Annotated in this window: 23 protein-coding genes and 1 tRNA gene; 14 read left to right on the plus strand and 10 right to left on the minus strand. The window is 62.9% G+C overall.

Annotated features, from left to right (window positions below):
- Nucleotides 1-334: 334 nt before the first annotated feature.
- The gene (locus tag ACR65N_RS02705; protein WP_440455629.1) at nt 335-1,687 is read left to right on the plus strand and encodes a chloride channel protein; all 1,353 of its coding nucleotides are present in this window, start codon (nt 335-337) and stop codon (nt 1,685-1,687) included.
- Between the two features lie 196 nt (nt 1,688-1,883).
- The gene (locus tag ACR65N_RS02710; RefSeq protein WP_440455630.1) at nt 1,884-3,875 is read left to right on the plus strand and encodes a BCCT family transporter; all 1,992 of its coding nucleotides are present in this window, start codon (nt 1,884-1,886) and stop codon (nt 3,873-3,875) included.
- A gap of 176 nt (nt 3,876-4,051) precedes the next feature.
- Here ACR65N_RS02710 and ACR65N_RS02715 read toward each other — a convergent pair whose 3' ends face one another.
- The 3 genes from ACR65N_RS02715 to ACR65N_RS02725 all read right to left on the minus strand — a co-directional run bounded on the left by ACR65N_RS02715 (nt 4,052) and on the right by ACR65N_RS02725 (nt 6,138).
- Nucleotides 4,052-4,300 carry a hypothetical protein gene (locus ACR65N_RS02715; RefSeq protein WP_440455631.1) on the minus strand — a complete coding sequence of 83 codons (249 nt, stop codon included), beginning with the start codon at nt 4,298-4,300 and terminating at the stop codon, nt 4,052-4,054.
- Nucleotides 4,301-4,716: 416 nt separating this feature from the next.
- A tRNA-Ser gene (locus ACR65N_RS02720) sits at nt 4,717-4,807 on the minus strand.
- A 113-nt stretch (nt 4,808-4,920) separates the two neighbouring features.
- Nucleotides 4,921-6,138 (minus strand): NAD(P)/FAD-dependent oxidoreductase, encoded by a 1,218-nt coding sequence (locus ACR65N_RS02725; RefSeq protein WP_440455632.1) that lies wholly within the window; start codon nt 6,136-6,138, stop codon nt 4,921-4,923.
- A 200-nt stretch (nt 6,139-6,338) separates the two neighbouring features.
- Here ACR65N_RS02725 and ACR65N_RS02730 point away from each other — a divergent pair, with 200 nt between their 5' ends.
- Both ACR65N_RS02730 and ACR65N_RS02735 read left to right on the plus strand, forming a co-directional pair.
- Nucleotides 6,339-6,692 (plus strand): hypothetical protein, encoded by a 354-nt coding sequence (locus tag ACR65N_RS02730; protein WP_440455633.1) that lies wholly within the window; start codon nt 6,339-6,341, stop codon nt 6,690-6,692.
- Between the two features lie 144 nt (nt 6,693-6,836).
- Nucleotides 6,837-7,949, plus strand: coding sequence for a pyridoxal phosphate-dependent aminotransferase (locus tag ACR65N_RS02735; protein ID WP_440455634.1), 1,113 nt, complete (start codon nt 6,837-6,839; stop codon nt 7,947-7,949).
- A gap of 123 nt (nt 7,950-8,072) precedes the next feature.
- Here the strand turns inward: ACR65N_RS02735 and ACR65N_RS02740 are convergent, their stop codons facing one another.
- Nucleotides 8,073-8,339 carry an SEL1-like repeat protein gene (locus ACR65N_RS02740; RefSeq protein ID WP_440455635.1) on the minus strand — a complete coding sequence of 89 codons (267 nt, stop codon included), beginning with the start codon at nt 8,337-8,339 and terminating at the stop codon, nt 8,073-8,075.
- Between the two features lie 490 nt (nt 8,340-8,829).
- Here ACR65N_RS02740 and ACR65N_RS02745 point away from each other — a divergent pair, with 490 nt between their 5' ends.
- The 5 genes from ACR65N_RS02745 (at nt 8,830) to vapC (ending at nt 11,776) form a co-directional block, all read left to right on the plus strand.
- Nucleotides 8,830-9,171, plus strand: a complete 342-nt coding sequence (locus tag ACR65N_RS02745) for a DUF2147 domain-containing protein (RefSeq protein ID WP_440456106.1) — start codon at nt 8,830-8,832, stop codon at nt 9,169-9,171.
- A 153-nt stretch (nt 9,172-9,324) separates the two neighbouring features.
- Nucleotides 9,325-9,501: a hypothetical protein gene (locus ACR65N_RS02750; protein ID WP_430305428.1), complete on the plus strand. Its 177-nt coding sequence runs from the start codon at nt 9,325-9,327 to the stop codon at nt 9,499-9,501.
- A 102-nt stretch (nt 9,502-9,603) separates the two neighbouring features.
- On the plus strand, nt 9,604-11,100 hold the full coding sequence (locus ACR65N_RS02755; protein ID WP_440455636.1) for an AMP nucleosidase: 1,497 nt from the start codon (nt 9,604-9,606) through the stop codon (nt 11,098-11,100).
- A gap of 59 nt (nt 11,101-11,159) precedes the next feature.
- Complete coding sequence (locus ACR65N_RS02760) at nt 11,160-11,390, plus strand: type II toxin-antitoxin system VapB family antitoxin (protein WP_430305430.1); 231 nt, start codon at nt 11,160-11,162, stop codon at nt 11,388-11,390.
- The gene (gene vapC / locus ACR65N_RS02765; protein ID WP_440455637.1) at nt 11,387-11,776 is read left to right on the plus strand and encodes a type II toxin-antitoxin system VapC family toxin; all 390 of its coding nucleotides are present in this window, start codon (nt 11,387-11,389) and stop codon (nt 11,774-11,776) included. Before ACR65N_RS02760 ends, vapC begins: the two co-directional genes overlap by 4 nt.
- A 6-nt stretch (nt 11,777-11,782) precedes the next feature.
- On the opposite strand, the gene ACR65N_RS02770 is transcribed toward vapC, so the two are convergent.
- The gene (locus ACR65N_RS02770) at nt 11,783-12,739 is read right to left on the minus strand and encodes a lysylphosphatidylglycerol synthase transmembrane domain-containing protein (RefSeq protein WP_440455638.1); all 957 of its coding nucleotides are present in this window, start codon (nt 12,737-12,739) and stop codon (nt 11,783-11,785) included.
- 106 nt (nt 12,740-12,845) lie between these two features.
- On the opposite strand from ACR65N_RS02770, the gene ACR65N_RS02775 reads away from it, so the two are divergent.
- Entirely contained in the window at nt 12,846-13,865 is a 1,020-nt protein-coding gene (locus tag ACR65N_RS02775) for a glycosyltransferase family 2 protein (RefSeq protein ID WP_440455639.1), read from the plus strand.
- The gene (locus ACR65N_RS02780) at nt 13,846-15,366 is read left to right on the plus strand and encodes a glycosyltransferase family 39 protein (protein WP_440455640.1); all 1,521 of its coding nucleotides are present in this window, start codon (nt 13,846-13,848) and stop codon (nt 15,364-15,366) included. Before ACR65N_RS02775 ends, ACR65N_RS02780 begins: the two co-directional genes overlap by 20 nt.
- A gap of 7 nt (nt 15,367-15,373) precedes the next feature.
- Here ACR65N_RS02780 and ACR65N_RS02785 read toward each other — a convergent pair whose 3' ends face one another.
- Nucleotides 15,374-16,822: an aspartate aminotransferase family protein gene (locus ACR65N_RS02785; protein WP_440455641.1), complete on the minus strand. Its 1,449-nt coding sequence runs from the start codon at nt 16,820-16,822 to the stop codon at nt 15,374-15,376.
- Between the two features lie 68 nt (nt 16,823-16,890).
- On the opposite strand from ACR65N_RS02785, the gene ACR65N_RS02790 reads away from it, so the two are divergent.
- Nucleotides 16,891-18,240 (plus strand): glutamine synthetase family protein, encoded by a 1,350-nt coding sequence (locus tag ACR65N_RS02790; RefSeq protein WP_440455642.1) that lies wholly within the window; start codon nt 16,891-16,893, stop codon nt 18,238-18,240.
- A 1-nt stretch (nt 18,241) separates the two neighbouring features.
- On the opposite strand, the gene ACR65N_RS02795 is transcribed toward ACR65N_RS02790, so the two are convergent.
- Nucleotides 18,242-19,201 (minus strand): diacylglycerol/lipid kinase family protein, encoded by a 960-nt coding sequence (locus ACR65N_RS02795; RefSeq protein ID WP_440455643.1) that lies wholly within the window; start codon nt 19,199-19,201, stop codon nt 18,242-18,244.
- A gap of 237 nt (nt 19,202-19,438) precedes the next feature.
- On the opposite strand from ACR65N_RS02795, the gene ACR65N_RS02800 reads away from it, so the two are divergent.
- Entirely contained in the window at nt 19,439-20,659 is a 1,221-nt protein-coding gene (locus tag ACR65N_RS02800) for an MFS transporter (RefSeq protein ID WP_440455644.1), read from the plus strand.
- Nucleotides 20,660-20,760: 101 nt separating this feature from the next.
- The gene (locus ACR65N_RS02805; protein WP_430305441.1) at nt 20,761-21,174 is read left to right on the plus strand and encodes a DoxX family protein; all 414 of its coding nucleotides are present in this window, start codon (nt 20,761-20,763) and stop codon (nt 21,172-21,174) included.
- 42 nt (nt 21,175-21,216) lie between these two features.
- Here ACR65N_RS02805 and ACR65N_RS02810 read toward each other — a convergent pair whose 3' ends face one another.
- From ACR65N_RS02810 to ACR65N_RS02820, 3 genes are all read right to left on the minus strand, one after another.
- Nucleotides 21,217-21,843, minus strand: a complete 627-nt coding sequence (locus ACR65N_RS02810) for a L,D-transpeptidase (protein WP_430305442.1) — start codon at nt 21,841-21,843, stop codon at nt 21,217-21,219.
- A gap of 102 nt (nt 21,844-21,945) precedes the next feature.
- Nucleotides 21,946-22,716, minus strand: coding sequence for a pentapeptide repeat-containing protein (locus ACR65N_RS02815; protein WP_440455645.1), 771 nt, complete (start codon nt 22,714-22,716; stop codon nt 21,946-21,948).
- 98 nt (nt 22,717-22,814) lie between these two features.
- Nucleotides 22,815-24,473: an electron transfer flavoprotein-ubiquinone oxidoreductase gene (locus ACR65N_RS02820; protein WP_440455646.1), complete on the minus strand. Its 1,659-nt coding sequence runs from the start codon at nt 24,471-24,473 to the stop codon at nt 22,815-22,817.
- Nucleotides 24,474-24,614 lie beyond the last annotated feature (141 nt).

The raw sequence follows: 24,614 nt of genomic DNA on the forward strand, positions 1-24,614 counted from the left end.
ACGGCAAGTTGGGTCAGAGCGGAAAGTGGGACCATCCACCGTGCAGTCGTTTCATGAGAGGTAGGCGGTAGAGACGTGAAGGAGCACATCCAAGCGCGGGATTGGGATTTGTCTCAGGTTGTTCTTCGGCGAAACGGTCATGTTGACGATGCCGGATTGGAGCTGCTGCTACCGGCGTTTTACGCTTCCACAAAAGTTCGCCAGAGGCCGTAGTTCCGCGAGAATGGTGACCAAGGGTTGCCATGCCGGACGGGCCTCTGGTTAATAGGCGATCTGTCTCTGCCCAAATCTGCAGCGGCAATCCCATCCCGTGATCTGCTAGAAGTTTGCCCAAGTGCGCACAGTCTATCGAAAAACCAAGGTCTTCCGTCGTTCGCGCGTCGTCTGGGGATCGGCACGGGTCTGGAAGCCGCGGCTGGTCTTCTGGACCGGAGCACTCGCCATCGGTGTCGTCAGCGTCGCCTTCGCGAAGATGGCTGATCTCGCCCAGCGGGTTTTCTCAAGCATGACGTCCTCCGGTGAATGGTCTTTCTGCTTGCCTCTGATCATTACGCCGCTTGGTTTTGCACTGTCGGCCTATCTTGCAGCACGCCTGTTTCCCAACGCACAGGGCAGTGGTATCCCGCAGGCGATAGCGGCCCGTTACTTGCGCGAGGACGCTGACCGTTCGCGCCTATTGTCCTTGAGACTGGCATTCGGGAAGATCGTACTGACGGTGCTCGGACTGGCCTCCGGTGCGTCGATCGGCCGCGAAGGGCCGACCGTACAGGTCGGCGCATCGTTCATGCTGGCGGTTGCCAGGTTTGGCGGCATGGCGCACACCCGAGGCCTCATCCTTGCCGGCTCTGCGGCAGGCATAGCTGCCGCGTTCAATACGCCGCTCGCCGGCATCGTCTTTGCGATAGAGGAGATGAGCCGTACATACGAATCGCGCGCCAACGGTCTCGTTTTGACGGCTGTCATTCTGGCCGGACTGGCGGCACTCGGGATCTCCGGCAGCTACAACTATTTCGGGACGGCGTCTGCGGCTCCCAGTGAGATCGCCGACTGGGGCCTGGTCATCGCGTGTGGCGTCGGCGGCGGGGCGCTTGGCGCCGGGTTCAGCGGCCTTGCGCTGCAGATTGGATCCCGTGTCCGCCGCTGGGCGCAGCCGGCGCCGCTCAAGCGGATGGTGTGGCTGGCATTCGCATGCGGCGTCGCAGTCGCGATAATCGGGGTGATGTCTGGCGGAGAGACATTCGGGACCGGCTATGATCAGGCGAGAAGCGCAGTCGAGGGCCAGCCGCTTCCGCTGATGTTCTTTGCCGAAAAGCTGCTTGCCAGCTTTGCCTCGATGATGTCCGGCATCCCGGGCGGAATATTTGCACCGTCGCTCTCGGTCGGGGCCGGGCTCGGAAGCACGATCGGCACGCTGATGGGAAGCAGCATAGCACTGGCCGCAATCCTGGGGATGGCCGGCTACTTCGCCGGTGTCGTGCAGGCGCCAATGACCGCCTTCGTCATCATCCTCGAGATGACTGGCGACCACGATGCCGTCATCTCGATCATGGCTGTCTCGATGATCGGCTATGTCACGTCGAGGATCCTTTCCCGCGAGCCGTTGTATCACGGCCTCTCGCGGGTGTTCATTGCAGCAGCGATCAGGGCAAGACGTGCCGACGAGATCCAGAGCCCGCACGCCCCCTAGGACACGGGCAATCAGCTTTCCGCTTTTGCCAGTTGAAGAGGCCAGCTCTGCCCACCGCGAGCGCCGCGGTTCCGGACCGTGCCCCGCGCCAAGTCAATGGTGGACTTCATATGAACTTCCCCTAATTTCCGTATAAACCAATGCCAATTGTGCCGAGATGCCGAAGCGAAAGCAGTAGGGGGCGACACGACGAACCATGAAAAGCTTCATTATCAATCCGCCGGTCTTCTATGGCTCTGTGATCGTGATCGGCATTTTCGTGGCTGTCGGCATCCTCGTACCCGGACAGGCGGGAGCAGTCTTCGGGGCAATTCAGGCCTGGATTCTCCAGACATTCGGATGGTTCTATCTTCTCTCGGTCGGCATCTTCCTATTGGCTGTCGTCATCCTCTGCTTCGGGCGGTTTGGCCAGTTGAAGCTCGGGCCGGACGACTCCGTTCCGGATTTCCGGTTCAGTTCCTGGATCGCCATGCTGTTTGCCGCCGGCATGGGGATTGGTCTGATGTTCTATGCTGTCGGCGAGCCCATGACGCATTTCATGGCGCCACCCACTGCCGAGCCGAAATCGATCGCCGCCATGCGCGAGGCCATGACGGTCACCTTCTTTCACTGGGGTGTGCACGCCTGGGCCATATACGCTGTCGTGGGTCTCTCACTCGCCTACTTCGGCTACCGGTATAATCTGCCGCTGACCATCCGCTCGGGGCTCTATCCGCTTCTGAAAGGTCGCATCGACGGGCCGATAGGTCATGCCGTCGATATCTTCGCGATCGTCGGCACAATGTTCGGCATCGCTACGTCTCTCGGCTTGGGCGTGTCGCAGATCAATGCCGGTCTCAACCACCTGATCGGGGTCCCGATCGGCATCGAGGTGCAACTGCCGCTGATCGCGGTGGTGACGGCGATGGCAACAGTCTCCGTCGTCACGGGCCTGGACAAGGGGGTCCGCATCCTGTCGGAGACCAATCTCGTTGTCGCCATCCTGCTGATGCTCTTCGTTTTTGTCGTCGGACCGACGAGCCAGCTGCTGCGTGACTTCGTGCAGAATCTGGGGCTCTATCTCGACACGCTCGTTCTTCGCACCTTCAACATCTATGCCTACCAGCCAACGCCCTGGATCGACGCCTGGACGCTGTTCTACTGGGCGTGGTGGATCTCCTGGTCGCCCTTCGTCGGCATGTTCATCGCCCGCATTTCCCGCGGCAGAACCGTGCGCGAGTTCGTCGCCGCTGTTCTCTTCATCCCGGCTGGCTTCACATTTTTCTGGATGACCGTTTTCGGCAATACCGCGATGTTCCTGGACACCGGCGCTGCTGGCGGTGCACTTGGAGCAGCCATTGCCGATGACGTGTCCGTCGGACTGTTCCGTTTTTTCGAGTACCTTCCCCTCCCCGCAATCACATCAACTCTTGCGGTGATCTTGGTGTCGATCTTCTTCATCACCTCGGCCGATTCCGGTGCGCTTGTCATCGACTCCATTGCCGCGGGCGGTGAAACGCAGACCACGACCGGCCAGCGTGTATTCTGGTGTGGCATGGAAGGGGTGGTGGCAGGTTGCCTGCTGCTTGCGGGCGGACTGACAGCATTGCAGTCCGCGACTATCGCAAGCGCCCTTCCCTTTTCTGTGGTCATGCTGGGGCTTGTCTTCTCACTGTATCTCGGCATGAGGGAGGATCTTGCCCAGAGAGAAGCGCATCACGGGCAGAACCTGCTGCCTTCCGCTCAACCAGCGTCCGGGCAAACCTGGCAGCGACGGCTTGCGCTCATGCTGACCGCTGCAACGGAAAAGGACGTGCGGCAGTTCATAACGACACAGGTCAGACCCGCTCTCGATCAGGTGGCGGCAGAGTTGAGCTCTCGAGGTCGACAGTCGAACGTGGTCGAAGAAGCCGACGGCGCCATTGCCTTGCGGTCACCCGCGGACGGTGTGCGGGATTTCGTCTACGGTGTCACGCTGACTGATCACCGTATCGCCAGCTTCACGCCCGTGCGGGCTGGAGAGGCTGAGTTCAGATATGAAGCCAGGACGTATTTTTCGAGTGGCAACAGAGGCTATGACGTCATGGGCATGTCGAGAGATCAACTCATCAGCGACGTGTTGGCGCAATTTGAGCGGTATCTGCATCTGGTTCATTCGCCTGATTTCCAGCTGGTGCACGGCGCCCCTGGCCATCAGTCGGGCGTTTAGCAGATGGCGCGCTCTCCATCGTCCCACCGCGCTCCAACGGAGTTGAAGGCTTCCAGAATCCCTCAAGACACTGAGGTCGGTCCAGCTGTCCAGTTGAGTCGCTTGCGTAATCAGTCAGCTGATAGATCACATGGAGCATACAAGGCGCGCGCCACATGGAATCCGCGGCATCGGGACTATGTTATCTGAAGAAGAAGAGCCTTGATCTTCTCGGAAACAGGCAGCGCCGGCGCCTGATCCAGCTTGCTGCTTGAGCGGTACCGGGTATCGGCCGAGTACCAGTCGATCAACGCGGAGGCGACTTCCAGTGCCCGCTCGTCCGACTTTTCAACGCCGTTTTCTTCACACCAGGCGGAATGGAAACGCTCTATTTCTTCCAGGTCCTCCGATGACAGGACCTTTGATGAGGTTGAACTGAAGATCATGATTTCGGTGCCGCCTGTGATGTGTGCAATCTCATAAGATGCAGCGGCTCACTTGGTTCCGATGGAAGCGGATGCCCTGGTCCGCCGTGACCGCGTTTTCCGCTCGCGCACATAGTGCCGCAAGGCTTGTTCTGCCGGGTCAGCCGCGAAGATCCGAAACAGAAAACGCCGAAAGTTTGAACCGATCAGTCGGCCCATCGGCGCCGGACGAAGCTACCGGGGCTGAATAGCATCTGTCGATTTACCGCTTATTCCTGCGCAAGTTCTGCAGCGGATCAAGACCGAGGATGTTCACTGGACAGTCGGAGCAGTATCCGATTGGCGAGGCCGCCGCCACAGCCCACGTCTACGGAAATCCGGGGAAGCAATTACCGCAAAGCGTGGCTCAGTTACCAGCAGCCGCTTACGCAAAACTATGGCGGAGAGGAAGGGATTCGAACCCTCGATACGCTTTTGACGTATACTCCCTTAGCAGGGGAGCGCCTTCGACCACTCGGCCACCTCTCCGGTGCGGTCTGATTAAGTGGGAGTGCTCGGCTTTGCAAGAGATTTTGCACGCGCGTCGCAATTTCCCCGCCAATGCCGCGAAAACCATGAGATCGAGGCGACCGGAGACCTGCTCAGCCAAGCAGCTGCTTCAGATCCGCGGCAGGATCCGCGAGAATCAGGCGATCCGGCTGCAGGTCGCTTTCCAGCAGCTTCTTGCCGGTGACATAGGCCTTGGCATCGTTGATCGCATCCACGGCGATGAAGCGCCCCTGGCGAAAGTACCAGACGGAGAGGCTGCCCTCGCGGCTGCCGGGCCGGGTGACGGTTTCGTCGTAGCCAAGATTGAAGCCGGCGATCTGCAGCTTCACATCATACTGATCCGACCAGAACCAGGGTTTAGGGCGATAGGGTTCTGCACCGCCGGCGATGACGGACGCCGCGGCATCCGCCTGATCGACCGCATTCTGCACCGATTCGAGCCGGACGCGACCATCTTCCCACGGCAGTTCGGCGCAATCGCCGACCGCGAAGATCTGCGGATCTGAGGTTCGCGAGAAAGCATCGACGGCGATGCCGTTGCCGACATCGAGGCCGGCAAGCTGGGCGAGTTCGGCGTTGGCGCTGACACCGATCCCGACGATGACGAAATCGACCTCGATGGTCGTCCCGTCCGCCAGCTCGGCCGCAACGACATGACCCTCGTGGCCGAGCAACCGTCGGAGGCCCGTCGATTCGCGGATCGATACGCCCTGCCGCTGGTGGATGTCGCGCATCGCGTCGGCCGTTTCTTTGGCCGCGACACGCTTCAGGATACGGTCTGCCATCTCGATGACGGTGACCTCCAGCCCCTTGTGCCGGGCAACGGCCGCCGCTTCGAGCCCGATGTAACCGCCGCCGATGATCAGCACGCGCCGCCCGGGGCGCATCTCTTCGGCCAGCCGGTCGGCATCGCGCTTGTCGCGCATCACGTAAACGCCGGAGAGATCGCCGCCGAGTGCTGCTGGCAGGGTGCGTGGCGTAGCACCCGTCGCCAGCACCAGAACGCCGTAGTCGAGCGTCGAGCCGTCCTGCATGCGCAGCCGCCGGGCGTCGCGGTCGATCTGCTCGACGAAGGCCGAGAGGCGCAGTTCCACATCGTTCTGCGCATACCAGTCGAGCGGCCGCAGCAGCAGCCGCGCAAAATCCATCTCGCCCAGCAGATACTTCTTCGACAGTGGCGGGCGCTGATAGGGAGCAACGTCCTCGGCGCTGAGAATGGTGATCGGTCGCGGATCCTTCAGCGCCCGCAGCTTGGCTGCCAGCGAGAAGCCGGCCTGACCGCCGCCGATGATGACCACTCGATCCGCCACGTCGTCACTCCTCCTGCCCGTCTGCAAATACTGCGGCAGCAGGCGTAGCGCCGCCAAGCCAAGCCGTCAACGCACGCCTGGATCCCGCGTCGGCGGCACGACATGAATCCAGCCGATCCGTCGCATTTGAAAGATCCGCTTCAACGTAAAGCAGCGAAACGCATGTAGGCTCACGGCAGATAGAGGCGTGGGAGGGTTGGATGCCCTTGGATATCGGTAGAAACACACAGAGCGGCCCGGCGGCCGAAGACGGTTTCGAGACGTTCCAGATCGATCGCCCCGGAAGGATCATCTTCGTCGAGCATCACCTCAGCACCAAGAGCCATTGCCGCTGTGTGGTGCGCAGGATCTCGCGTTCGGGGGCGGAACTCGACGTCAGTCCCAGCATCGTCATCCCGAAAAACTTCTTCCTGGAGATCCTCGGCGTCAAGGGAGAGATCGGCTGCACGCTATCCCGGCGCCAGGAGGAGAAGCTGAAGATCAGCTTCAACATGCTGATCGACCCGGGTTTTCTCCATCATGTGCTGCGCATGTGTTTCCAGACCCGGCACTGAGCAAGACGGCGAAGACCGCCACCGCAGTTCTGGATCGGAAGCGCCACCGAGCGCAAAACCGGGGCGATCCGGGCGCAGCTTGATCTTGCGCGACGACGAATCCCTCCTATTGTGTGGCGCTTCACACAGACCGGATCCAGCAGCATGTCGTCGTTCGCGCATTTCACTCCCCTCGCCGCAAGCCTTCCCGCAAGCGTTCCCTTCGTCGGCCCGGAAGCCATAGAGCGCAGTCGCGGGCTCACGGTGAAGGCCCGCATCGGCGCCAATGAGAGCGGTTTTGGTCCGGCGCCCTCGGTGCTGGAGGCGATCGGCAGCGCCGCGGCCGAGACCTGGAAATATGCGGATCCGGAGAATTTCGCCCTCAAGCAGGCGCTCGCCGCGCATCTCGGTTGCCGGCCGGAGAACTTCGCCATCGGCGAAGGCATCGATTCGCTGCTCGGGCAGATCGTGCGGCTGGTCATCGAGCCCGGCGCCCCGGTCGTCAGCTCGTTCGGCGCCTACCCGACCTTCAACTTCCACGTCGCCGGCCACGGCGGTCGGCTGGTGACGACGCCCTATGTCGACGATCGCGAGGACATGGAGGGACTTCTGGCGCTGGTGAAGCGGGAAAACGCGCCGCTCGTCTATTTCGCCAACCCCGATAACCCGATGGGAAGCTGGTGGGACGCCGAGCGCGTCGTGGAGTTCGCGCGAAGCGTGCCGGAGACCTGCCTGCTGATCCTCGACGAGGCCTATTGCGAAACAGCCCCGGACGGCGCGACGCCTGCCGCGACAGCTCTCATCGACCGGCCGAACGTGATCCGTACACGGACCTTCTCCAAGGCCTATGGCCTGGCCGGTGCGCGCGTCGGCTACGCGATCAGCACGCCCGGCAACGTCCAGGCCTTCGACAAGATCCGCAACCACTTCGGCATGTCGCGCATCAGCGTTGCCGCGGCACTGGCGGCACTCAAGGATCAGGATTACCTTCGGACGGTGGTTACCTCGATCGTGCAGGCGCGCGAGACGATCGCCGGCATCGCCCGCGACAATGGCCTGCATCCCCTGCCCTCGGCGACGAATTTCGTGACGATCGATTGCGGCCGCGATGGCACCTATGCGCGCGCCATCGTCGACGGGCTGATGGAGCACGGCGTGTTCATCCGGATGCCCGGCGTCGCGCCGCTCAATCGCTGCATCCGGATCAGCACCGGTCCCGAGCCGGACATGGCACTGCTGGCCGAGGCACTGCCGCAGGTGCTGCGCACGCTCGCCTGATCGAAAACGAGCAAAGACCGCGCCGGCCTTGTTTCTGCCGGTCGCGGTCCGTCATCCGGCGACGATGGCACGAAGCCCGTCGCTTCTCTCGTTCCGGCACCGTCATGGTCCCGGCAATCTCTATCAGTGCATGGTCATCCATTCACGTGCGGCGCGAAGAGCTTCCGCCAGCTGCATCTTGGTCATCGAATGGGAGAGGTCGGCGCGCAGTTCGGCGGCGCGGTCCGATCCCTTGATCGCGGCGATGTTTAGCCATTTGTGGGCGGCGATGAGATCGACAGGGCAGCCCCGGCCGGTCGCATACATCAGGCCCATGTCGCAGAAGGTTTCGGCGCGGGCTTCGCCACCGAGGGTGGCCATGTCGGAATTGTACATTTCAAAGCGTGCCATCGGTAAAGATCCCTGTTCGAGCCTGTCGTTTGTAGTCCCTGTTTGATGCCCTCGCGGGCGCTCTCCGGATCACCGTCTTCTGCGGCTTTTCGATCCTTCAAGCCGGCAGGTTGTCCTGCTCGTTTGATGAACCCACTATGCCTGCCGGACTTCAAAATTCGCCTAAAATGCATGATTAATTCGACGCAAACAAAGTCCAAACGCTTGGTAAACTTGAGTTTTCGTTAAACATCAGAGGGCCTGCAGGGCAGCCCTTTCGGCGATTTGAGAAGCTTCCGGTAACCGTGCCGATTTTACCGTTCGTTCACCCTGTGATCAGCGATCTCACTCCGATCGCACGTTTCGGGTGGCCGCCGAGAGGCCGCGAGCGACCGCCAGGTCCCGCTTTACGTTTACGTGTGCGTAAGATATTTTGAGCAATGGCGCGATGGGCAGACGGGAGGAGCCGTACGTCCGGCGCACAACGGGATGATCAGTGGGAGGAAATATGATGATCCGCAAGACGACCTTGATCCTGGCAATGCTTGCAAGCGGTGCAGTCCAGGCGTTTGCCGCAGAGCCCATTGAGGGCAGCTGGAAGACAGCCAGCGGCGAGACCGCCGCCATTTCCAAATGCGGTTCCGCCTATTGCGTGACGCTGAAGACGGGCAAGCATGCCGGCAAGCAGATCGGCAAGATGTCCGGCACGGGCAGCGACTACAAAGGCGAGATCACCGATCCGGAGGCCAACAAGACCTACAACGGATCCGGCTCGGTCAGCGGCAATGCACTGAAGATGAAGGGCTGCGTGATGTCGGTGTTCTGCAAGACGCAGACCTGGTCGCGGCTTTAGTCGGGTTGGCGGGTCATCAACCCGCCTTCTCCCGATCTCTCTCGGCCCACTCGTCCATCCGAGCCCACTTGTTGAACGGTTGATGAACCGCCGGATCAGCGATCATTCAGCTCCCATCTCTATTGTCATACCTAAGGATAAGGGAGAGGGATCATGCACCGGATCGTCAGGCGGTTGACCATCATTACACTGACCATGGCGATCTTCGCCTTCGGCTTCGCATCCTTGGTTCAAGGGGTTCAGGAGATGCGCGGCACGGCGCGGCTTGAAGCCGGCGCGACGCCGACCTGCCAGCCGCTCGGTGGCATGCATTGCCGTAGCATCCTCTAGCAGAGACGCCAGACGCGCGGCTGTATTCGCGCAGCCACATCGAGGCTGATTTGCGGGCTCGCCTGTGATTTGCTTGTTAGGAAGAGCGCATTATAATGCGCCATGAGCAAAAGAATCTTCGCATCCGCCTCCCCCAACTGCATCAGCCCCGACCCGTACGAACCGCAGGTTTTCGACGACGCGGCCCAGGCGGTCGATGCGCTTACTGCGCTCTACGAGCGCAACACCGCCTTCCTGATCGACGGATTTTCGCGCCTTGCCGACGGTGCGCCGGTCGGCGGCCGTCTGCGCGCCTGCTATCCGCAGGTCAGCATCGAGACGACCAGTTTCGGGCATATCGACTCGCGCCTGTCCTACGGTCATGTGGCATCGCCCGGCCTCTACACGACGACGGTCACGCGCCCGAAACTGTTCCGCCACTACCTGATCGAGCAGTTGGGCCTCCTGGTCCGCCACCATCACGTGCCGATCATCGTATCTGAATCAGAGACGCCGATCCCGCTGCACTTCGCCTTCGGCGAAGGCGCACATGTGGAGGCCTCGGCCTCGGCGGCGCTCACCGACATGCCGTTGCGGGACCTGTTCGACACGCCCGACCTCAACATCACTGACGACCTGATCGCCAATGGCGAATATGATCAGGTGGCAGGCGAACCGGCGCCGCTCGCGCCGTTCACGGCACAGCGCATCGACTATTCGCTGGCCCGCCTCAGCCACTACACCGCCACCAGCGCAGATCATTTCCAGAACTTCGTGCTGTTCACCAACTACCAGTTCTACATCGACGAATTCGCCGCCTGGGCGCGCGAGCTGATGGCGGAAGGCGGCGGTGGCTATACGGAATTCGTCGAGCCCGGCAACATCATCACCCCCGCCGGCAGCCGCAGCAACGAGATGCCGGTCCGCCTGCCGCAGATGCCCGCCTACCATCTGAAGAAGAAGGGCCACTCCGGCATCACGCTCGTCAACATCGGTGTCGGCCCGTCGAACGCCAAGACGATCACCGACCACATCGCCGTCCTGCGCCCGCATGCCTGGCTGATGGTCGGCCACTGCGCCGGGCTGCGCAACAGCCAGCGGCTGGGCGACTACGTGCTGGCGCACGCCTATATGCGCGAGGATCACGTACTCGACGATGACCTGCCGGTCTGGGTGCCGATCCCCGCGCTTGCCGAGGTGCAGCAGGCATTGGAGGATGCAGTCGAGGAGATCACCGGCCTTGAAGGCTTCGAACTGAAGCGCATCATGCGCACCGGCACCGTGGCGACGATCGACAACCGCAACTGGGAACTGCGCGACATGCGCGGGCCGGTCAAACGGCTGTCCCAAGCGCGGGCGATCGCGCTTGACATGGAATCGGCGACCATCGCCGCCAACGGCTTCCGCTTCCGTGTCCCCTACGGCACCCTGCTCTGCGTGTCGGACAAGCCGCTGCACGGCGAGCTGAAGCTGCCGGGCATGGCGACAGACTTTTACCGGACGCAGGTGCGCCAGCACCTGAAGATCGGCATCCGCGCCGTGCAGAAGCTGGCCGCCATGCCAACCGAGACGCTGCATTCGCGCAAGCTGCGCAGCTTCTACGAGACAGCGTTTCAGTAGGATTGTGAACATACTCCTTTAGGTGTACGCTCAGCTCAAATTATACACACGAGGGTGCCATGCGTACCAATATCGATCTGGACGATAGCTTGATCGTAGAAGCGATGGAGCTCGGAGGTCTTCCGACGAAAAAGGCGGCGGTTGATCAGGCACTGCGGGAATTCGTGCGTATCCGCCGGCAGTTGCGTGCTGTCGATAATCTGGAAGGGATTGGCTGGGAAGGTGACCTTGATGCGATGCGCGAGGGAACAGCCGAACAAATCGACTGGGGCTTGAAGGCTGGCCAATGATCGTCGCGGACAGCTCCGTCTGGATCTCGTTGTTCAGGAAGGATGATCTCGACGTTTCAAAGCAGCTGCGCGCCTATATATCGCAGGGGACTGTTCTGGTCGGTGACATCATCATGCTGGAAGTGCTTCAAGGCGCGCGTGATTATCATCACGCCCGATGGATCGAGCAGAATTTCCGGGATTTCCCCACCGCCCGGATGCTATCTGCGGATCTCGCCATCAAAGCGGCCGCCAATTATCGGTTGCTCCGCGACCGTGGCATCACGGTCCGCAAGACCATAGACACCATCATCGGCACCTACTGCATCGAACATGGTCACCGCCTTCTTCAGCGCGACAAGGATTTCCTGCCAATGGCAGAACATCTCGGCCTGCGGCTGGCGTGACTGCCCTCACGCCTTCGACCTCGCCACCAGCATCGACAGCAAAGTTCCGATCACGGACGTCACGATGATCAGCAGATGGGCGTTGACGGCTGCCTTACCGAGCGCCTCGACCGCACCTTCCGCGTGCGCGGCGCCGAAGCCCAGCGCGCCGGCGGTGATGCCAGCCGGGTAGGTGCCGACGCCGCCTGGAGCGTGAACGGGCAGGATGGACGACAGTTCGCCGCCCAGCGCACCGCCGAACGACGGTGCCAGATCGAGGTTGCCGAGAAGCATCAGCACCCAGGCCAGAACGGCGATCTTGACGAACCAGTTGACCAGCGTCACGCCCCAGGCGCGGCAGAAGGCCAGGGCATCGGCGGGCAGACCGGCCTCAATCTCCGCGACGAACCGTTGCAGCCTTGCCGGCAGCAGGCGACGCAGCAGCGCAAGCAGCGGGCGACGTGCCGCAAAGGCTATCGCCGGGAGGATGGAAAAGGCGGTCCACGCCAGCCAGGCCGCCGGACTGCCGTGTTCCAGCGCCAGACCCAGACCGGCCGCTGCCATGAGCGCGTGCAGGTCGAGCAGCCGCATCACGAACAGCGCTGCACCTGCGCGGGTGAAGGAGACGCCGAACTCCTGCTTCATCAGCAGCGGAAAGGAGACCTCGCCGCTGCGGAACGGCAGCATGACGTTGAGCAGGTTATGCACCTGCACCAGCCTCAGCAGTCGCGCAAACCGGCCGCCCGTCTCAACCGGAAAATAGTCGTGGATCCGCCAGGTGCGCAGTACGTAGGTCGACAGCAGCAGCGCCACCGCGGAGACAAGCGCGGCCAGACCAACCTCCCGCCACAGGGCGATGATCTGCCCCCATCCCCAGAACCACTGGATGAAGACGATGTAGCCGAGCACCGCAGCACCCGTCAGGAGGCTGGTTGCGTTTCGAATAATCCACGGCTTCCGGCTGGCAAGCATGTCGTTCTTCATATAACACGGCGCTCTGATGGCGCGGTTTCCGGTAAACTGCGGCGGCCCGGGAACTATCGGCTCTGCCGGCGGATCAACGGGCACTGAGGTTTAGGAGAAAGATCTGGTGCGGACAACGGCCGAGTCGACGGAAATTGCGGCGAGCGGTACGCCGGCGGTGGAACTCTCCCTCGTCGTGCCGATCTTCAACGAGGAAGAAAGCGTCGCTCCGCTGATCGCCCGCATCGTCGAGGCGATGACCGGCTACGCGGCACCATGGGAACTGATTCTCGTCGACGACGGCAGCACCGATGCAACGCTTGCCGTTGCGCGAGAGGCACTCGGCCGCCCCGGGCTTGACCTGCACGTGGTCGCCCTGCAGCGCAATTTCGGTCAGACCGCCGCTATGCAGGCCGGGATCACCCAGGCCCGCGGTCGGCTGATCGCGACACTGGACGGCGATCTGCAGAACGATCCGAAGGACATTCCGGCGATGGTTGCCGAGCTGGAGCGTCGCGAGCTGGATCTATTGGTCGGCTGGCGCCAGAACCGTCGCGACGGCCTGCTGCTGCGCAAGGTGCCATCGTTCATCGCCAACAGGCTGATCGGCCGCATCACCGGCGTCCGGCTTCATGATTACGGCTGCAGCCTGAAGGTCTACCGCGCCACGGTGATCAAGCAGGTAAAGCTGATGGGCGAAATGCACCGATTCATTCCGGCCTGGGTCGCCGGCGTCGTGCCGAGCTCGCGGATCGGCGAGATGCCCGTTACCCACCACGCCCGCCAGCACGGCGTTTCCAAATACGGCATCTCGCGCACCTTCCGCGTGATCCTCGATCTTCTGTCGGTGATGTTCTTCATGCGCTTTCGCGCGCGGCCAGGGCATTTCTTCGGCTCGCTCGGGCTTGGCCTCGGCGCCCTGTCTGCGGTCATCCTCGCCTATCTGTCGGTCGAGAAGTTCATCCTCGGCAACGACATCGGCACACGGCCGTTGTTCATCATCGGGGTCATGCTGTTTTTGTCTGCCGTCCAGTTGATCACCACCGGAATTCTGGCAGAAATGATCGCCCGCACCTATTCCCGGGACGATAGTTCCGTCAGCTATATCGTGAGAGACGTCTACAGCGGTGAGCAACCGAATTTATAATCTCCTCGTCCGACGTCCGGAAATCGTTTTCTGGCTGATCCTCGGCTATTTCGTCCTGTCGGTCCTGCTGCGGGCGCTGCGGTCCGACAGCCTGCAGAACGACGAGGCCGAACAGGCCTTCCAGGCGCAGTTCCTGCTTCTCGGCTACGGTCGCCAACCGCCCTTCTACAACTGGCTGCAGATCGGCATGGCGGAGGTGTTCGGCCTGTCGATCTTCACCATTTCGCTGTTGAAGAACCTGCTGCTCTTGCTGTGCTGCCTGTTCTACTGGCTGGCGGCAAGGATGCTGATGGACGACCGGCGCCTGCCGCTCGTCGCCATGCTCGGCGTGCTCGCCATCCCGTCGGTGACGATCCTGGCTCAGCGCGACCTGACGCATGCGACAGCCACTCTGTGTCTGGTATCGGTGTTTCTGTGCATCTTCATCCGGACGCTGAAGCAGCCAAGCCTCGGCAGCTACATCATGCTTGGCGTGACGGTGGGCATCGGTGCCATCACCAAGTACAACTTCGTCATCGTGCCGCTTGCCGCAGCACTTGCCGTGCTGCCGGAGCCGCAGTTCCGGAAGCGGTTGCTGGACGTGCGTGTCCTGGCCGCCCTCTGCGCCGCGGCCGTCGTCGCGCTGCCGCACCTGATCTGGGCAGTCATGCACCTTGAGGCGGCGACAACCGGCACGGTCGAGGCCATGCGCGAGGGTTCCTCCGGCGATCCGTTGAAGGACACGATTCGCGGCCTGATCTCTATCCTGCTGTCGACCCTCGAGGGCAGTCTGCCGGTCATCATCCTGTTCGGGCTGGTGTTCTGGCGCGATGTCGGCGCCGCCTGGCGGGCGGAAAATGCCTGGACGCGGGTCATCGGCCGGATGATCGTGGTCTGCATCGTGCTGGTCGCCGTCATCGGCATCGGCTTCGGGGCATCGAGCATCCGCCAGAAGTGGCTGTCGCCCTTCCTCTTGCTGCTCCCGCTCTATCTGTCGCTGAAGTTCGCCGCGGCGCGCACCGACAGCGGCGCCAGCGTGGCGCGGATGGCGCCGCCGCTGATGGGCATCGTCACCGGCTTCATCGTCTACCTCGCGCTCAGCAACATCATCGGCCCGTTCCTCGGCAAATACGGCAAGGAACACATTCCCTACCGGCCGATGCTGGAGCAGGTGCTGGCGCAACGTGGCGAGCATCCGGCCTATATCATCACCGACGATCTGATGACGGCCGGCAACACGCGGCTGCACTACCCCACTGTGCCGGTGATGATGCCCGGTTTCGACCAGCCGATCCCGCTCGTATCTGCCGAGCGACGTGGACCGGGCCTGCTGATCTGGCCGGCCGGCGGCGAAGCCGATGCGCTTCCGGCGCCGCTGGCCGATCTGGTGCGCGCGAACGGCGTCGCACCCGAGACGGTGCCGATTGCCCATCTGGACGTGCCGTACAACTTCTCACGCGGCGGCGATGCCATGCGGTTCGGCTATGCGTGGCTGGAGCAGGCGCCGCAGACGAGCCGCTGACAGGGGCTCAGTCGCGCAACGTCTCGCGCAGGTGATCGAGCCCCAGGCGCAGCGTGTCGACCATCTCGTCGACCTGCAAACGGGAAATGATCAGCGGCGGCGAGGCCAGCATGCGGTCACCGGTTGCCCGCATCACCAAGCCGTTCTCCAGGCAGTGGTTGCGCACCGCAGCTCCCGCATCATCAGGCTTTGCAAAACGGCGGCGGGTTGCCTTGTCGGCTGCCAGCTGCACCCCGGCGATCAGTCCGGCGGCATCCACCTGCCCGACCATCTCGTGGTCCTCCAGCGTCTTCAGCGCCGCGGCGAAATAGGGGCCGATCTCGTCACGGACCCGCTCCACCATCCCTTCCTCCTCGATGATGCGCAGGTTTTCCAGCGCTGCTGCCGCGCAGACGGGGTGACCGGAATAGGTGAAGCCGTGATTGAAATCGCCGACCTCCTCGATCATCACTTTCGCGACCCGATCGCCGACGAGCACGCCGCCGATCGGCAGGTAGCCGGATGACAGACCCTTGGCGATCGGCGCCATGTCCGGCTGGAAACCGAAATGCTGGTGGCCGAACCAGGTGCCGAGCCGGCCGAACCCGCAGATCACCTCGTCGGCGACCAGCAGGATGTTGCGCTCGCGGCAGATCCGGGCGATCTCCGGCCAGTAGCTGTCGGGCGGCACGATAACGCCGCCGGCGCCCTGGATCGGCTCGGCGACGAAGGCCGCAACATTCTCATCGCCCAGCTTATCAATCATCGCTTCCAGTTCGCGCGCCCGTGCCAGCCCGAAATCGTGCGGCGTGAGATCACCGCCCTCCGCATACCAGTAGGGCTGACCGATGTGCGAGATGCCGTCGATCGGCAGGCCACCCTGTTCGTGCATGTGCCTCATGCCACCGAGCGACGCTCCGGCGACCGTTGATCCGTGGTAGCCGTTCCGGCGGCCGATGATGTGCGTCTTCGACGGCTGGCCGAGCGCCTTCCAGTAGACGCGCGCCATGCGAAACCAGGTATCGGTCGCCTCGGATCCGGAATTGGTGAAGAAGACATGGTTCATCCGGCCGCCCGTATAGCCGGTGACCTTCTGCGCCAGGAGTGCCGTCGGCTGAGTCGTGGTGCCGAAGAAAGTGTTGTAATAGGCAAGTTCATTCATCTGCCGCGATGCGGCCTCGGCGATCTCGCGACGGCCGTAGCCGATGTTGACGCACCAGAGGCCGGCGAAGGCGTCGAGATACTTCTTTCCCTGCGCATCGAAGATATGCACGCCGTCTGCCCGGGCGATCACCCGGCTGCCCTTGTCGTTCAACGCCTTCATGTCGGAGAACGGATGCAGATGGTGGGCTGCATCGATCGCTGCCAGATTAGAGAGGGGCGTCAGAGGGTTCACGGATCTTTCTCCCGAAGCAGCGGCCGTGGGGGACCGGTCGCGCGGCACATTGTAAGGCGGTTTGCGATGGGCTACGACCATGGCCCAGCGACAACAGGTTTGGCAAGATCCGGTTTCGACCGGTTTCGCCTGACGAGAAGGGATGCGTCATGACCGATCAGCCGGAACGCGATTGCGCTGCAGCCACGCCGCGTATCGAGGTGCTTCTCGTCGGCATGAACGGCGACCTGCGCGGCAAGATGATCCCGCTGAAGGCCGAGGACAAGGTCTGGAAGAACGCCGTCCGACTGCCCTCCTCCACCCAGTCGCTGGATATCTGGGGCGACGACAACGACGACATCACCGGCATCTCGCTGACGCTGGGCGATCCCGACGGGATCTGCGTCGCCGACCCGCGGTCGCTGACTGCCCTCCCGTGGGGGCCGTCGGGATCCAAGCAGGTGCTGGCGACGATGCACAGGCTCGACGGACAGCCGCATTTCATCTGCCCGCGCGCCATCCTCGCCCGGGTGCTGGAGCGCTACACGGCGCTCGGTCTGACGCCGGTGGTGGCGACCGAGCTGGAATTCTACCTGATCGAAGCGGATTTCCGCGAGAGCGGCCGGCCGATGCCGCCAAAGTCGCTGGTGATGAACGGCGAGGTGGAAGGTTTCCAGCTCTACGACATGCGGGCTACCGCAGCGCTCTCCGAGTACCTCAATACGGTTCGGGTCTACTGCGACGCCATGGAGCTGCCGGCCGATGCGACGACGGCTGAATTCGGACCGGGCCAGTTCGAGGTGAACCTCCTGCACCGTCCGGATGCGATGGCGGCTGCCGACGACTGCATCTACCTGAAGCGGGTGATCGACTTTGCCGCCCGCCGGCACGGGCTGAAGGCCACCTGCATGGCAAAGCCCTACGGCGACCATGCGGGTTCCGGCCTGCACGTGCATGCCAGCATCATCGACCGCGACGGCAACAACGTGCTGGATGCGCGGGGTGATGATCCGCTTCGCCTGAAGTCGGTGACCGCCGGCATGCTGCAGACGATGCAGGATGCGCAGCTGATCTTCGCGCCATTTGCCAATTCCTACCGGCGGTTCCAGCCGGGCTCCTTCGCGCCCGACAAGATCGACTGGGGGTTCGGTCATCGGGGGACGGCCGTGCGTATTCCCGACAGCGAGGGACCGGCTGCCCGCATAGAACACCGGGTGGCCGGCGCCGATGCCAATCCCTACCTGCTGCTGGCCGCCATCCTCGGCGGCATGCTGCTTGGACTGGAACAGGATCTCGATCCGGGGCCGGTCACTGCCCCCGGTTCGGCGCCCGACAATCCCGCTATGCTGACGCATGATTTCCTGACGGCGGTTGACCGCTTCCGCGCCTCCGCCTTCGTCCGCGACATCTTCGGCGCGGACTACCAGCGCATCTACGGCGACACCAAGCGCAAGGAGGCGATCACCCACCTGCGCACCGTCTCTAGCTTCGACTACCAGACATACCTGCCGCGGGTTTGAGCTAGAGCCCGGTCGGCTGCGGCGCGATGCCTTCCTGTGCCTGGACCTGTGCCATCGGCTGCTGCGGCTCGCGCACCAGAACCTTCAGCTCGCCGGCGTGGATCTTCAGAATGACGTCGCGCTCCATCGGCAGAAGTTCTCCATCGATCACGCAACGCACGTCGTGGCGCGCCTTGGGGAAATGCAATTCGAGTTCCGTGGCCGTCATCGCATTGACCGCCTCGTTCTCTTTCAGGCGGCCACGCATGATGTCGAGGGCAAGCTTGGCGACACCGGCCGGGGTCAGCGGATCCGCGGTATAGAATCCCAAATGTCCGCCGGTGACGCTGTCGGCATACATCAGCGCTTCGCGGCCGAATTCATTGTTGGAGACGGAGATGGCGGAAACCTTGCGGCGGCCCTGGTGGCCGCTGGCGTTGAATTCGACCTCGAAGACCGGAGGATTGAGCATCACGCCAATGGCAGCGCGGGTGCTTGCACGCATCTTGCCCAGCCGGGAGCCGAAGCTCATCTGGTTACGGTAGCGAACCATCCGCGCATGCAGGCCGGCGGAAAACTGGTGGACGAAGCTGCGGCCGTTGGCGCTGGCGATGTCGACATCCTGCACCTCGCCATCCGCCAGAACCTCAAGCACCTGCCAGATGTCGAGCGGCAGCTTCAAGGTTCGCGCGAACAGGTTCATCGTCCCGGCAGGCACGACGCCGAGCACCAGCCCGCTCTTCCAGGCAATGCCGGCTGCCGCCGAGATCGTGCCGTCGCCGCCGCCGGCGATCAGTCCGTCGATGCCTGACGTAGCAGCCACCTCTTCCATCGCCGAGACGACGTCCTTGCCGGACACGACACGGCACTCGATCTCGTGCCCGCCGGCGCGGAACGCCTGCAGCGCCCGCTCACAATAGGCGTCCATGTCGGTCGTCTTGAACGTGCCGCCGTCGCGGTTGAAGATAGCAATGAGCTTCATGGGTCAGGTGATCCCGAGAGGTATGAGCGCGCCACACAACGGCGCAAGTGGGAAATGGTTGCTGCGGCGCGCTGCAACAAGAGCTTAAGGACCCTAAGGCGCAGAATGATAGGGCCGTTGCAGCTTCGCCTCTCCCGCAGTGCAAAATAGTATGTTAGCCTTATCAATAACGCCGAGCCCTCCCCATCATTTCAGTGACCACCTGACAGGCTGGTCGAACGCGCACGAAACACACTCATGACCAACGCATCCGCTGCTCTTCCCGCCGACTGCGCTCCCCCGCAGGACGCCCGGCTCTCTCCGCTCACCATTGCCCTGATCGAACTTGCGCTCGCTGTCGGCGGCTTTGCCATCGGCACCGGCGAATTCGCCATCATGGGCCTTCTGCCGGACGTTGCCGCAAGCTACGGCGTGACCATCCCCGAAGCCGGCCACGTGATCAGCGCCTATGCGCTCGGCGTCGTCGTCGGCGCACCGGTGATTGCAGCACTTGCCGCCAAGCTGCCGCGCAAGACGCTGCTGCTGATCCTGATGTCGCTGTTTGCCGGCGGCAACATTCTGAGCGCGCTGGCTCCGCAGTTCCTCAGCTTCACGGCGCTGCGGTTCGTCACAGGCCTGCCGCACGGCGCCTATTTCGGCGTCGCGGCGCTGGTTGCCGCCTCCATGGCGCCGCCACATCGGCGGGTCCGTGCCGTGGCACGGGTGATGCTCGGCCTGACGATCGCCACTCTGGTCGGCACGCCGATCGCCACCTTCCTTGGCCAGATCCTCAGCTGGCGGGCGGCCTTCATGATGGTCGCTGCCATCGGCATCATCTGCGTTTTGTTGATCGCCATCTACCTGCCGAAGGACCAGGTGGCCGAGGGCGCCAGCATGCGCCGCGAACTCGGCGCCTTCAAGCGGCTGCAGGTGTGGCTGTCGTTTGCCGTGGCAGCGATCGGCTTCGGCGGGATGTTCGCCATCTTCAGCTACATCGCCAAGACGACCACCGACACCGCCGGCCTTTCCGTCAGCATGGTCGCGGTGGTGCTGGCACTGTTCGGCATCGGCATGAACGTCGGCAATGTCGTCGGCTCGCGCATGGCCGACCGCTCGCTGAACGGCACGATCGGCGGCATGCTGGCCTTCAACGTGTTGCTGATGGCAATTTTCTCGGTGACCGCCCACAACCCGGTGATGCTGTATGTCTGCGTCTTCCTGACCGGCTGCGGCTTTGCCGCCTGCCCCGCCGTACAGACGCGGCTGATGGATGTCGCAGCCGATGCACAGACGCTCGCTGCAGCCACCATGCACTCGGCGTTCAACATCGCCAACGCGCTCGGCGCCTGGCTGGGCGGCGTCGTGATTGCAGCCGGTTACGGCTACGGTGCCACCGGCTACGTCGGCTCGGTGCTGTCGGCGCTCGGCCTCGTGGTGTTCCTGATCTCGATCGCCGTGGAGCGCCGCCAGGCCCGCTGATGGCGATTGAAGCCCTGCCGTTTCAGTCGACATAACATCTGGTTTGAGCACAATCTGAACCTCGGCTATGATCACTCCTTCACGACAAAGGGGGAATGATCATGGCTCTGGCAGACAGCGGACGTGCATCGTCCGGTATGGCACTCTTCAACACGACGTGGTTCGGCTATCTGGCGCGGACCGTGCTGACCCTCATGTTCTGGGGAAGCGGGCTGTCGAAGCTCATCGACTTCCCGGCCGGGGTCGCCGAGATGACGCATTTCGGGTTGGAACCGGCAGCGGCTTACAATGTCGCCGTCATCGTCACCCAGCTCGGCGGGTCAGCGCTGATCATCCTCAACCGGTATGCCTGGCTCGGTGCCGGGATGCTGGCCGTCTTCACGCTGCTGACGATCCCGATCGCCCACAATTTCTGGGCGATGGAAGAGCCGATGAAGACGCTCGAATTCTACGTGGTGGTGGAGCACATCAGCATCGTCGGTGCGCTGATGCTGGTCGCCTGGAAATGCCGCTGATGCAGCTTGCGGGAGGACTATACCTCCCGCCGCCAGCGCCGATCAGGCGCGGGCTTCCTGGATGACGACGACCCGGTCCGCGACGTTGACGCGCGCGTAGAGGTCGATCACGTCGTGGTTCATCATGCGGACGCAGCCGCTCGACATGGCGTGGCCGATCGAGTCCGGCTGATTGGTGCCGTGGATGCGGAAATGCGTGTCGTTGCCGCCGCGGTAGAGATACATGGCGCGGGCGCCGAGCGGATTGTTTGGTCCACCCGGCAGGCCGCCGGCATATTTGAGGTTCTTCTGCGGGTCGCGGCGGATCATGTTGGCCGTTGGCGTCCAGGTCGGCCATTCGGCCTTGCGGCCGATATAGGCGCTGCCGGCAAAGGCGAGACCGGCGCGGCCAACGCCGATGCCGTAGCGCATCGCCCTGCCGCCGCCGAGCACGTAGTAGAGCCGACGCGCGGGCGTATCGACGACGATCGTGCCGGGCTTGTAGGGGGTCTCATAGGCCACCTCGGTGCGGCGCAGCTCCGGCTTGATGCGATCGACCGGGACCGGCCGCAGCGGGAATTTCTCGTCCGGCAGAGCGGCGTAGTCTGCCTGCGGGTTCAACCTGACGGTGGAGCATCCGGCAAGGAACAGCGGCAGTCCGAAGAGCAGCCCGCGACGGGAAATCGACATGAAAGTGTCCTTATTGCGGTCGGTTCGTGATGACCGGCAATTTATGGACGCTATGGTTAATGAAGAACTAACGGCGGCGGTCGGGCCATCGACGTTGCAGGATCATTCCTCGCGGCAGGGCCAATTGGCCGGCCGCGTCAGCCCCGGCGGGAGAACGGTTGCCGCATCGCCGCAGGCAAGCCCCAGTTGCTCCTGCTCAAGGCCGCTCGCCTGCGAAAGATCGACGCCCTCGATGCGGGTGAGGAACAGAAACGCATCGGTGAAATCCACCGGCCCGGTGACCTTGGCGTTCTGGAACGTCGCGCGAGACAGGTTGACGGTGGCGAAACGCGTGTTCCCCAGCGTCGCCTGCGAGAAGATCACCCGGCCGAGTTCGGCCTTGGTGAAATCGGTGTTGGTGAGAACGGCTCCGGCGAAATTGGCGCGCTGCATCTCGGCGCTGACGAAGGTCGAACCGTCCGCTTTGATTTCGGAAAATTCGCCGCGATAGCCCTCGACCTTCTGGAAGACAGCGCCTTCGGCGTCGGCCTTCGACAGCGAGGCGCGCATCAGGTTGGCCTTGGTGAAATCGACCTTCTTCAGGCTGCTGCCGTTGAGGTCCGTACGGCTGAGGTCGGCGCCGGTGAATTTCGCGCCGTCGAGCCGGCTGTGGTCGAGCATCAGCATGCTCTTGCGGCAGTCGCTCCAGTCGACGGAGGGTCCGGCATCGGTGCGGCATTTGCCGACGACGCCGGTCGGCCACTGGGTGACCACCAGCAGCAGGCCACCGGCCAGGCCGACCACGATCAGCAGCGCCCGGCTGCGGCTGTAGCGAATGCGCTGCCAGGCCCGCATCAACAGGCTGCCGTTCTTCGTCCGCTCAGCCGCCTTCATTGCCAATCCTTCACCTCTTGCCACGTCCGGCCACTCAGTCATACCCCGCCTGCCCCCGAACCGGAAGCCGCAAAGCCCGACCCGGGCCAAGACAACTGTCACATGCTCGGATAGACCGGACCTTCGCCGCCCTGCGGCGGCACCCAATTGATGTTCTGGTTCGGGTCCTTGATATCGCAGGTTTTGCAGTGAACGCAGTTCTGTGCGTTGATCACGTAGACCTCCTCGCCGTCCTTCTCGACCCATTCGTAGACGCCGGCCGGACAGTAGCGGGTCGACGGGCCGGCATAGACACCAAGCTCCGACCGCTTCTGAAGTTCCATGTCCTTCACCTGCAGGTGGACCGGCTGGTCCTCCTCGTGGTTGGTGTTCGACAGGAAGACCGAGGACAGGCGATCGAAGGTCAGCACGCCGTCGGGCTTCGGGTAATCGATCTTGCGAAAGCCCGCGGCCGGTTCAAGGCTCGCCGCATCCGTCTTCCCGTGCTTGAGCGTGAAGGGCGAGGAGCCGAAGATCTGGTTGATCCACATGTCGATGCCGCCCAGCGCAACGCCGAGCACGGTGCCGAACCGCGACCACAGCGGCTTGACGTTGCGGACACGTTTCAGATCCGTGCCGATCGGCGTCGAGCGCCATTCGTTCTCGATTGCCACCGGCTCGTCATTGGCGCGCCCGGCGGCGATGGCCTCGGCGATCTTCTCGGCCGCAAGCATGCCGGACAGCACGGCGTTATGGCTGCCCTTGATGCGCGGCACGTTGACGAACCCGGCGGAACAGCCGATCAGCGCGCCGCCCGGGAAGGACAGTTTCGGCACCGACTGGTAGCCACCCTCAGTGATGGCGCGCGCCCCGTAGGAGATGCGCTTGGCACCCTCGAAGGTATCGCGGATCGCCGGATGGGTCTTGAACCGCTGGAAATCGTCGAACGGCGACAGATAGGGGTTCTTGTAGTTCAGATGGACGACGAAACCGACCGCCACCAGATTGTCGTGAAGGTGATAGAGGAACGAGCCGCCGCCGGTCTTCATGTCGAGCGGCCAGCCGAACGAATGCTGCACAAGGCCGGCCTTGTGGTGCTCCGGCTTGACTTCCCAGAGCTCCTTGAAGCCGATGCCGTATTTCTGCGGCTCGCGTCCCTCGTCGAGCTTGAAGCGGGCGATCAGCTGCTTCGCGAGTGAACCGCGCACGCCCTCGCCGATCAGCACATACTTGCCGAGCAGCGCCATGCCGCGCGTGTAGTTGGGGCCGTGCTCACCGTTCTTTTCGATGCCCATGTCGCCGGTGGCGACGCCGATCACCGCCCCGTCTTCATTGTAGAGAACTTCAGTCGCCGCAAAGCCCGGATAGATATCGACGCCCAGCGCCTCCGCCTTCTCGGCCAGCCACCGACAGACGAGCCCGAGGGAGACGATGTAGTTGCCGTGATTGTTCATCAGCGGTGGCATCAGGGCATTCGGCAGGCGCACCGAACCGGCAGGCCCGAGCAACAGGAAATGGTCGTCGGTCACCGGCGTGGTGAAGGGATGGCCGCTCTCGGCGCGCCAGTCCGGGAGCAGTCTGTCGATGCCGCTCGGATCAACCACGGCACCGGAGAGAATATGCGCACCAACCTCGGCGCCCTTTTCCAGGACGACGACCGAAAGCTCCGGATTGACCTGCTTGAGGCGGATCGCCGCGGACAGACCGGCCGGCCCCGCGCCGACGATCACCACGTCGAATTCCATGCTCTCGCGTTCCGGAAGCTCCTGTTCGCTCATTCTCATGCTCCGCTCGGCCTGATCCCCGTCAACTGCATCCTCCTTGTCAAAACCCATGCGACTTGTCGAGCCGACATGCGACGCGGAATGACGAACTGATCGGACTCTCCTGTTTCTGACTGAGAAATTAGATAACGTTTA

It is taken from the genome of Rhizobium sp. SAFR-030, from assembly GCF_059415005.1.